General features: G+C 60.0%; 14 protein-coding genes. 10 read left to right on the top strand and 4 right to left on the bottom strand.

The window, feature by feature from the left end:
* From JWR98_RS04570 to JWR98_RS04535, 9 genes are all read left to right on the top strand, one after another.
* The coding region (locus JWR98_RS04570) for a hypothetical protein (protein WP_205489378.1) at positions 1-185 on the top strand (185 nt) is incomplete at its 5' end.
* A complete protein-coding gene (gene cobU / locus JWR98_RS04565; protein ID WP_205489377.1) occupies positions 173-694 on the top strand; it encodes a bifunctional adenosylcobinamide kinase/adenosylcobinamide-phosphate guanylyltransferase in 522 nt (173 codons plus the stop codon). The genes JWR98_RS04570 and cobU, both read left to right, overlap by 13 nt.
* On the top strand, positions 691-1746 hold the full coding sequence (gene cobT / locus JWR98_RS04560) for a nicotinate-nucleotide--dimethylbenzimidazole phosphoribosyltransferase (RefSeq protein ID WP_078734138.1): 1056 nt from the start codon (positions 691-693) through the stop codon (positions 1744-1746). Before cobU ends, cobT begins: the two co-directional genes overlap by 4 nt.
* A complete protein-coding gene (cobC, locus tag JWR98_RS04555) occupies positions 1743-2318 on the top strand; it encodes an alpha-ribazole phosphatase family protein (RefSeq protein WP_078734137.1) in 576 nt (191 codons plus the stop codon). Before cobT ends, cobC begins: the two co-directional genes overlap by 4 nt.
* A 2-nt stretch (positions 2319-2320) precedes the next feature.
* A complete protein-coding gene (locus tag JWR98_RS04550; RefSeq protein ID WP_078734136.1) occupies positions 2321-3049 on the top strand; it encodes an adenosylcobinamide-GDP ribazoletransferase in 729 nt (242 codons plus the stop codon).
* A 42-nt stretch (positions 3050-3091) separates the two neighbouring features.
* On the top strand, positions 3092-3496 hold the full coding sequence (locus JWR98_RS04545) for a MarR family winged helix-turn-helix transcriptional regulator (protein WP_078734135.1): 405 nt from the start codon (positions 3092-3094) through the stop codon (positions 3494-3496).
* 63 nt (positions 3497-3559) lie between these two features.
* A complete protein-coding gene (locus tag JWR98_RS04540; RefSeq protein WP_205489379.1) occupies positions 3560-4759 on the top strand; it encodes an MFS transporter in 1200 nt (399 codons plus the stop codon).
* Complete coding sequence (locus JWR98_RS29695) at positions 4756-4878, top strand: hypothetical protein (RefSeq protein WP_256858215.1); 123 nt, start codon at positions 4756-4758, stop codon at positions 4876-4878. The genes JWR98_RS04540 and JWR98_RS29695 overlap by 4 nt, the downstream gene beginning before the upstream one ends.
* Before the next feature lie 35 nt (positions 4879-4913).
* Entirely contained in the window at positions 4914-5465 is a 552-nt protein-coding gene (locus JWR98_RS04535) for a glutathione peroxidase (protein WP_205489376.1), read from the top strand.
* A 67-nt stretch (positions 5466-5532) separates the two neighbouring features.
* On the opposite strand, the gene JWR98_RS04530 is transcribed toward JWR98_RS04535, so the two are convergent.
* The 4 genes from JWR98_RS04530 to JWR98_RS04515 all read right to left on the bottom strand — a co-directional run bounded on the left by JWR98_RS04530 (position 5533) and on the right by JWR98_RS04515 (position 8699).
* On the bottom strand, positions 5533-6816 hold the full coding sequence (locus JWR98_RS04530; protein WP_205489375.1) for an OmpP1/FadL family transporter: 1284 nt from the start codon (positions 6814-6816) through the stop codon (positions 5533-5535).
* A gap of 145 nt (positions 6817-6961) precedes the next feature.
* Positions 6962-7444, bottom strand: coding sequence for a hypothetical protein (locus JWR98_RS04525; RefSeq protein ID WP_003175354.1), 483 nt, complete (start codon positions 7442-7444; stop codon positions 6962-6964).
* 280 nt (positions 7445-7724) lie between these two features.
* Positions 7725-7949 (bottom strand): hypothetical protein, encoded by a 225-nt coding sequence (locus JWR98_RS04520; RefSeq protein WP_003175353.1) that lies wholly within the window; start codon positions 7947-7949, stop codon positions 7725-7727.
* Between the two features lie 444 nt (positions 7950-8393).
* Positions 8394-8699, bottom strand: coding sequence for a hypothetical protein (locus JWR98_RS04515; RefSeq protein WP_078734132.1), 306 nt, complete (start codon positions 8697-8699; stop codon positions 8394-8396).
* A 456-nt stretch (positions 8700-9155) separates the two neighbouring features.
* Between JWR98_RS04515 and JWR98_RS04510 the strand changes: the two genes are divergently transcribed.
* On the top strand, positions 9156-9479 hold the full coding sequence (locus tag JWR98_RS04510; RefSeq protein WP_078734131.1) for an SEL1-like repeat protein: 324 nt from the start codon (positions 9156-9158) through the stop codon (positions 9477-9479).
* The last annotated feature ends 18 nt before the right edge of the window (positions 9480-9497 follow it).

Genomic DNA, 9497 nt, shown 5'->3' with positions numbered 1-9497 from the left:
ATCAAGATCAAAGCCAGAGCCAGAGCCAGAGCCAGAGACCAGAGCCAGAGCAACAGCAACAGCAACAGAGTAAGAGCAAGCAGTTGTGTAGAACCTACGGTTATCGCAGCGGTGCGACGATTCGACAAGGCAGCCCCACATTGGACCGCGTTATAAATGAAGGTAATGCCTCATGTTTCAACTGATCCTCGGCGGCGCCCGTTCCGGTAAAAGCCGCCTCGCCGAAAAGCTCGCCAGCGACAGCGCGTTACCCGTTATTTACATCGCCACCAGCCAAGCGCTGGACGGCGAGATGAATGCGCGCGTCGCTCTGCATCGTCAGCGTCGCCCCGCGCATTGGGGCTTGATCGAAGAACCCGTCGAGTTGGCGCGGGCGCTGCGCGAAAACGCTGCCCCCGACCGCTGCCTGCTGGTGGATTGCCTGACCTTGTGGCTGACCAATCTGCTCATGCTCGAAGACCCGGAGCGCCTGGCGTTCGAGCGTGAGCAACTGCTGCAAAGCCTGGCGACGCTGACGGGTGAAATTATTTTTGTCAGCAACGAGACCGGTTTGGGTGTCGTGCCGCTGGGCGAATTGACTCGCCGCTATGTGGATGAAGCCGGTTGGCTGCATCAAGCCTTGGCCGAGCGTTGTCAGCGTGTTGTCCTGACGGTTGCCGGCCTGCCCCTGACCTTGAAAGGTACTGCGTTATGACTGACACCTGGTGGCTTAACCCTTGTAAGTCCATGGACACCACGGCGTACGAACACGCCCTGGCGCGCCAGCAGCAACTGACCAAGCCGGCTGGCTCTCTCGGCCAGTTGGAGGCGCTGGCGGTGCAATTGGCCGGCTTGCAGGGCCAGGTCAAACCGTCGATGGATCGGGTATGGATCGCGATTTTTGCCGGCGACCATGGTGTGGTTGCCGAAGGTGTGTCGGCCTTTCCCCAGGAAGTCACCGGGCAGATGCTGCACAACTTTGTCACTGGCGGCGCGGCCATCAGTGTGTTGGCGCGGCAGTTGGATGCGCGGTTGGAAGTGGTTGATCTCGGCACGGTGAACCCTTCGCTGAGCTTGCCCGGTGTGCATCACCTGAATCTCGGCGCCGGCACCGCCAATTTCGTCAAAGGCCCGGCCATGACCGTCGCGCAGGGACGATTGGCGCTGCAAGCGGGTCGCGAGAGCGTGCGGCGTGCCCGTGAAAACGCTGCGCAACTGTTTATCGGCGGTGAAATGGGCATCGGCAACACCACTGCCGCCAGTGCGCTGGCGTGTGCGTTGCTCGAATGCCAGGTCAGCGACCTGACCGGCCCGGGTACGGGCTTGGACGCCGACGGTGTCAGCCACAAGGTGGCGGTGATCGAGCGTGCTTTGGCGCTGCACGCCGGGCAGCGCGATGATGCGCTGCAAACCCTGTTCAATCTGGGCGGTTTTGAGATTGCTGCGCTGGTGGGTGCCTATCTGGCGTGTGCCCAGGAGGGCGTCGTGGTGCTGGTGGATGGGTTTATCTGCACGGTGGCTGCGCTGGTCGCCACGCGTCTGAACCCGGCGTGCCGCGACTGGTTGGTGTTCGGCCATCGTGGCGCCGAGCCAGGGCATCGGCATGTGCTGCACAGCCTCGATGCGCAACCCTTGCTGGAACTGAGCCTGCGTCTGGGTGAAGGCAGTGGCGCCGCGTTGGCCGTGCCGCTGCTGCGCCTGGCGTGTGCGCTGCATGGGCAGATGGCGACCTTTGCCGAAGCGGCCGTGGCGGACCGCCCGGCATGATCTTGCACCTGGACCTGCTGCGTCACGGCGAAACCGAGCTGGGCGGCGGCCTGCGCGGCAGCCTGGACGACGCGTTGACCGCCAGGGGCTGGGAGCAGATGCGCGCCGCAGTGGCGGAGCGAGGACCCTGGGATCGGCTGATCAGTTCGCCATTGCAGCGCTGCGCGCGGTTCGCCGAGGAGTTGGGCGCACGGCTCAATCTACCGGTGCACCTGGAAAAAGACCTGCAAGAGCTGCACTTCGGCGCCTGGGAAGGGCAAAGCGCGGCGGCGTTGATGGACACCGACGCCGAAGGCCTCGGGTTGTTCTGGGCCGATCCCTACGGCTTCACGCCGCCCGAGGGTGAGCCGGTCAGCGCATTTTCCGAACGGGTTCTAGGCGCTGTCTCACGCCTGCACCAGACCTACGCCGGTGAGCGCGTGTTGTTGATCAGCCACGGCGGCGTGATGCGCTTGCTGCTGGCGCGTGCCCGAGGGTTGCCCCGTGAGCAGTTGCTGAATGTGGAGGTCGGCCATGGCGGCTTGTTCAGCCTGCGGGTGGCCGCCGATGGTGGGTTGAAGGAAGGAATCTGACGATGCTGCCATTCTGGATCGCCCTGCAATTTCTCAGCAGCTTGCCGATTCGTCTGCCCGGCATGCCGCAACCCCAGGAGCTGGGACGCTCGCTGTTGTTTTACCCGGTGGTGGGGTTGCTGTTCGGTCTGCTGTTGTGGGGGCTGAACTCGGCGCTGATGGGCACGCCGCTGTTGCTGCATGCCGCGCTGCTGCTGACGGCCTGGGTGTTGCTCAGCGGCGGCCTGCACCTGGACGGCCTGGCGGACAGCGCCGATGCCTGGCTGGGTGGCTTTGGCGACCGCGAGCGCACCCTCACCATCATGAAAGATCCGCGCAGCGGGCCGATTGCCGTGGTCACGCTGGGGCTGGTGCTGCTGCTCAAGTTCACCGCCTTGGTGGCCTTGATCGAGCAGCACAACGGCGCGGCGTTGATCCTGGCACCGCTGATCGGGCGGGCCTCGATGCTGGCGTTGTTCCTCACCACGCGCTATGTGCGTGCAGGCGGGTTGGGCCAGGCACTGTCGGATCATTTGCCGAGGACTGTCGGCCAGCAGGTACTGATCCTCAGTGGCCTGGCCTGCATGCTTGTTGGCGGTTTCAACGGCGGCGTTGCCGTGTTGCTCGCTGCGCTCTGCTTCGTCGGCCTGCGCCAACTGATGATCAAGCGCCTTGGTGGCACCACCGGCGATACGGCCGGAGCCTTGTTGGAGCTGCTCGAAGTCACGGTTGTGGTCGGCCTCGCGCTGTAACACTTTCTTGCATTCTCTTAATCGCGGGTATATACACGTTCCATGCTTGCTTCCCAATGTTTATGCACCAACCTGCGACGCGCCGCCCGTGGCGTCAGCAGGCACTACGACGGCGCCCTTGACGGCTTCGGGATCAACGTCGCCCAGTATTCCTTGCTGTGCAACCTGCAACGGCTCGACCAACCGAGTATTTCCAGCCTGGCGGATGCCATGGGTCTGGATCGCAGCACCTTGGGGCGAAACCTGCGGGTGCTGGAATGCGAAGGGTTGGTGCAGTTGGTCGAGGGCAATGACCTGCGCAACCGCCTGGTGCTGCTCACCGAAGCCGGTGCGGAACGCTTGGCCGCCGCCTTGCCGGCCTGGGAAGCGGCGCAACAGAAATTGATCGATCGCCTCGGCGTGCAAAAACGCGAAACCTTGTTGGCCTTGCTGGACGAACTCGCCTGAGGGCGGGTTTGTTCGAACACAAGCGGGTATATACCCGCGAGCGGAGAATAAGAAATGACCTCGATGTGGCGCACCAGCGGTTGGATCCTTGTGGGGAGTGCGCTGATCCTGGCGCTGTCCTTGGGCGTGCGGCATGGTTTCGGCCTGTTCCTGGCGCCGATGAGCAGCGAATTCGGCTGGGGCCGTGAAACCTTTGCCTTTGCCATCGCCTTGCAAAACCTGATCTGGGGCCTGGCGCAGCCGTTTACCGGTGCGTTGGCCGACCGTTTCGGCGCCACCAAGGCCGTATTTGTCGGCGGGGTGCTGTACGCCACCGGCCTGGTGCTGATGGGCATGTCCGATTCGGCCTGGACGCTGTCGTTGAGCGCGGGCCTGCTGATCGGCATCGGCCTGTCCGGCACCTCGTTTTCGGTGATCCTGGGCGTGGTCGGCCGCGCCGTGGCGCCGGAAAAGCGCAGCATGGCCATGGGCATTGCCAGCGCCGCCGGCTCGTTCGGCCAATTCGCCATGGTGCCGGGCACCTTGGGCCTGATCAGCTGGCTGGGCTGGTCGGCCGCCCTGTTGGCGCTGGGCTTGATGGTGGCGCTGATCCTGCCGCTGGTGACGATGCTCAAGGATCGACCGCTGCCGGTCGTGGTTGGTCAGCAAACCCTGCGTGAGGCCTTGAAGGAAGCCTGCTCCCACTCCGGGTTCTGGTTGCTGGCTTTCGGCTTTTTCGTCTGCGGTTTCCAGGTGGTGTTTATCGGTGTGCATCTGCCGGCGTACCTGGTGGACCAGCATTTGCCGGCCACTGTCGGCACCACGGTGTTGGCGTTGATCGGCCTGTTCAATATCTTCGGCACCTACACCGCCGGCTGGCTCGGTGGGCGCATGTCCAAGCCGCGCTTGCTGACCGGTTTATACTTGCTGCGCGCGGTGGTGATTGTGCTGTTCCTGTGGGCACCGGTCACCGAAATCAGCGCATATCTGTTCGGCATGGCGATGGGCTTTCTGTGGCTGTCCACGGTGCCGCTGACCAACGGCACGGTCGCCACGCTGTTTGGTGTACGAAACCTCTCCATGCTCGGTGGGATCGTGTTCCTGTTCCACCAGCTGGGTTCATTCCTGGGCGGCTGGTTAGGCGGCGTGGTCTATGATCGAACCGGTAACTACGATTTGATCTGGCAGGTGGCGATCCTGCTCAGCCTGCTCGCCGCCGCCCTGAATTGGCCGGTACGTGAGCGGCCGGTCGCGCGATTGCAGGCGCAGATGGAGGCAGCATGAATTCGATTGGATACCTGTTCGGTGGGGCAGCCGCGATCGCTCTGTTGCTGGCCCTGGCCTGGTGGGGCTGGCAGCGGGGTGGGTTGGCGTTGATGCAACTGGGCATGTCGATCTGTTAAGTTCGATGCCTGGATTCTTTAAAGGACGTTTCGACATGCAGATGCGCTGGCTGGCTGTACCTGTGTTGATGGCTGCATTTGGCGGTGTGGCCTTGGCCGCCGATTGCCCGCCCTTGCTTGAGGGCCAATTGCCCAAGCTGCGCGCCAAGGAGTCCATCGACCTCTGCCAGCGCTATGCCGGCAAACCATTGGTCATCGTCAATACCGCGAGTTTTTGCGGGTTCGCGCCGCAGTTCAAAGGCCTCGAAGCCTTGTATCAACGCTACAAGGACCAAGGGCTGGAAGTGATCGGTGTGCCGTCCGATGACTTCAAGCAGGAAGCCAAGACAGGTGAGGAAACCGCCAAGGTCTGCTACGTGAATTACGGCGTGACCTTTACCATGACCGAACCGCAGAAGGTCAAGGGGCCGGACGCGGTACACCTGTTCAAGGTGCTGGCGCAGCAGAGCAACGCGCCGAAGTGGAATTTCTACAAGTACGTGGTGGACCGTCAGGGCAAGGTGATTGGTGATTTTTCAAGTTTGACCAAGCCGGACAGTCCTGAGCTGATCGAGGCGGTAGAGAAGGCAATCGCCTCCAAGCCCTGATCGACACCGACTAAAAAGCCCCGCCTCCTTTGCAGGAGAGCGGGGCTTTTATGTGTGTGGCGGTGGATCAGAACTTGTAAGTCATGCCGAGGCCGAAACCGTTGGCACTGTTTTCGTATTTTGCACGGTAGCTGGCCGTCGATGGCGCAGCGGCGGTCTGGTTGATCTTGACGTCTTCTTCCTTCAGGTAAGAGTACGCCAGGTCAATCGTCATGTTATCCATGACCTGGTAGCCCAGACCCACGCTGAAGATCGTGCGGTCGCCCGTTGGGATGCGCGGCGAACGATTGGTGTTGTTGGTCGGTGACTGGTCGAAGGTCAAACCGGTCCGCAGCACGACTTGCTTGGTCAACTGGTACGAGGTACCCACGGCGTAGGCCCAGGTGTCATGCCAGTTTTGTTCTTCGGTGATAGCGCCGAGCTGGCTAGGCGCGAGCAAGCCACCGGCAGCGGTTACGCCTTCGTTGTTGACGGTGATTTCTTTGAGGCGGCTCCAGCGTGTCCAGGTTGCACCGCCATAGAGTTTCCAGGCATCGGTCAGGTCTTGAGTGACCGACAGGTCGTAGGACTCTGGGGTATCGATTTTCAGCGAAGCGTCGTAACGGTTGTTACGCAGGAACGGCTGGGTGGCGGTCGGGCCGCTGACGGTGGTGTGGCCTTCGAGCTTGTACTTGACCTTCGAGTGGTAGGTCAGGCCCACGCGTGTGGTGTCAGTCGCCTGCACCAATACGCCGATGTTGAAGACCAGGGCGGTATCGTCACCCTTGATTTTGACGTTGGTGTCGGAGACCAGCGGGTTCAGTGTCTTGTCCGACTCGAGCACACCGGAAATACGGTTGATGGTCGGGCCAAAGCCGATGGATACCCGATCATTGAACGCATAGCTGACAGTTGGCTGGAAGGTCATGACCTTCACTTCACTCTTGCTGCCGAAACCACGGCCCTGGAAGCCGTTTTCATAGTCGGTCACCAGGCCGAACGGTGCGTAGACACCGAAGCCGACAGCCCACTGATCGTTGAGTTTGTTGGTGTAGAAACCAAATGGCACCGCGGTGAACGGAACCATGTCACCTTTGTTGGAGCCGCGAGAATTGCCGCCGGTATTGCTGATGTCGGTCGACGCATCGATGGCCGCGACGCCACCGGTGATCTGCTGGCCATTCAGGCGAGCCATACCGGCAGGGTTACCGTACACAGTGCTTGCATCATCGGCAGAAGAAGAGCGACCTGCGAAACCGGTACCCATCCCGCTGACGCTCTGTTCGTTGAGTGCGAAGCCGCTTGCGAACAGTTGGGAAGATGCCATGGCAACGGCGAGGCTAAGTGTGGTCTTGAGCATTACTTTTTTCATTATTAGAACTCCGTGTGATCACCGCTGCGGAAAGTATCAATAAAATTAACATCGCGCTATAGGCTGTAATGCAGGAGATAGAGGGGTTTTGTAGGACAATCCGACCAGAATTCGGTGTTTTTGGCGAATCTTGCAAATTGCCCGGTCAGCAAGCCGTGTGATTCATGGGGGAAACGCTGGTTTGCCATGCGCGGGTGAAATCGCACAGTCGTCCTTGTGGATGAAATATTTCTTTCCAGATACGTGCCATGGCCAATACATCACCGGGTGGTGGCAGTGCCGGGCTGTGTTGTTCCACCAGCAACCAGGCAATGGCGGTGGCGTAGCGCAGGTTGACGGTCAACTCCAACTGGGGGGCGCTGAGGAATGCATGTTGGCTGGCCAGTCCGCGTACCAGGCTGGCACGTTCGGGATCCAGTGCCAGGTAGTCATCCCATAGGGCGCGATGGCGGAGTTCGGTAATGCTGTACAGACCATGGCCGTGCCGGTCGTGCAAGGCGGAGCCGAGTTCCGACTGGCTGGCGGCAATGCCCAGCAGCAGCGATTCGGCCGCGGGGTCATGGCGGCCGAGGTACATCAGCGTGGGCCGGATCACATAACGACATAATTCGCTGGCGGCGATACCCATACAGGCCTCAATCCGTAAAAGTGGACGGCGAGGCCTGAGGCGGGGGTTTGGCAGCGGTTGAATCGAAGTCTCAGGCTCGCCGGAAGCGGATCATGCCGCTTGAGTTGAAGTGTAGTGTCATATTTATGATGTAAAGGACTGTTTTTAAAACATCTTGTCTGTGCAGTTATAACGGTTATATCCATTTGAACTTAGTGCAAAGGCTCAGTTGCCGAATCGCGGGCAATAAAAAACCCTGTGTGTTGAACAGGGTTTTTTGGGTTTCAGCGACTCGGGTCGATCAGGCAACCAGTGCCTGACGGGTACGCTCGATCACGGCCTGCAGCGGTTCCGCGCTGGAGTATTGATCGGGGTACAGGCGTTCGCTGTGACGCGCGATGCCGTGTTCGTTGACCAGAGTGAAGCTGAAGCAGCCTTTGCGAGCAGCCATGATCAGGCAGTTCATTGGGGCAAAAGCGTTGGTGAGGGTGCGAATGGCATCCTGAGTATGGATTTGAGCGTTCATGTTATGGGTGTTCCTACAAATGACACGGATTAAGAACCGTGCAACGTTAAAACGTTCCAGTAACGTTGATCACCATTGATCAAACGAAGAACCCGACTGGAACAAAGCAGCCAGTTTGAAGCGCTGATAAATTAGGCGCGCTTGGGCTGGCAGGTAGGTACTTAGGAGGGCAGGCAACACAACAGGGGCAAAGGTTCTGGGCCCAGGGTGAAGATCCTGATCAATTTGCAGGTTGGTTCGGTCAGAGTATGAAAACTTCGCGGCACCCTTTGCTTATTCAAAGGCAGTGTCGTCGCAAGTGATACCTGGAAACCATCTAGGTGGTCGATCCCGTGTTGTTCAGGGGAGTTGTTCGACCAGAATTGACTTTCAGCTTGGTACTAACGCCGCGGATAGTAACGGATTGAAACGGCCAATGGAAGGGCCATGACCAAAAAGATTCAATCAGCCGCCCAGCAGGCAGCGATAGACCAGCACGGTAGCGGCCGCCGCGAGTGAACAACCCAGCCCATAGGCGGCGAGGGTGAGGCGCAGGGACTGACCGGTTTCAATCGCCTTCATCACATCGCCCATGTCATTGATGCGGCCATCACCCAGTTCGATGCACAGGCTCACGGCGGTGAAGGCAGCCGACAACAGGATAGCGATGGCAAACAGCGCGCCATCCGGAGACGGCAGCGCGGCGTTGATCCCCAGGGATATCGCGCAGGTGGCCAGTAACAACACGGCAAATATCAGAATTCCTTTCATTGACCCCTCCACGTTGCGTTACCGGCCGGGCAGTGTGGCGAGGCTGCAGAGATTTGAAAAGTCCTGTTTGCGCCCATGCGGTAACGCTGTTGAAGCTGTTGCTTTAAAAAAAAGGCGGGGATAAACCGACGAATAGTGACTTGTGCACATTAGTTGCGGCCACTGTTACCACCCTGTCAACGGCCGCGCCGGGCCGCCATTTGCCTGCAATGGAAATTTAAGTCAATGAAAAATCTGGCTTTTTTTTATTGGTGAAAAAATCGTCAGTTTGACTGCGGGCCCCGTTCCATGGGCGTTTGCGCGGGTTAAAGGGTGGTTGTCCACTGAGTTATCCACAGCTTCTGTGGATTGTCCCAAGCGCTTGCTCTAGCACGGGCGTGCAAGATTTTTTCAGCTTTACCTCGACGAAAAAAAGGGTAGAGTGGCGCGCCTTCCGATCTGCTCCCACAGTGCTTTATGAAGTTTCGCTCAGTATCACTTTCTGTTACCGACACGCCGCAGGCTGTTACCGCGCCCAAGCGGTTCTCCTTGAAAGTCGCCTTGTGGTTGCTCGACAGCCCGCGCCTGGGGCACAAGCCCAACGTCCAGCACTTCGCCGGGCGCTTGCTCAAGCAGCCGGCCCGCGAAGGTGTGGTCGTCGCGCAAAGCCGCCTGGGCCAATTGATGTGCCGTGAATGCGACAACGCCCGTGACCGCCGCATCGGTCACGACCTGTTGCGCCTGGCCGCCCGTGCCGGCGATCGCCGCGCCCAGCGCGAACTGGGCCAGGTCGAAGACTGAGCTGTCCTCCCGCGCTCT

It is taken from the genome of Pseudomonas lactucae (genome assembly GCF_016937615.1).
In the GTDB taxonomy this organism is placed as follows: domain Bacteria; phylum Pseudomonadota; class Gammaproteobacteria; order Pseudomonadales; family Pseudomonadaceae; genus Aquipseudomonas; species Aquipseudomonas lactucae.
Note: the sequence above shows the minus strand (reverse complement) of the source record. Positions and strands in the feature narration are given on the sequence as shown.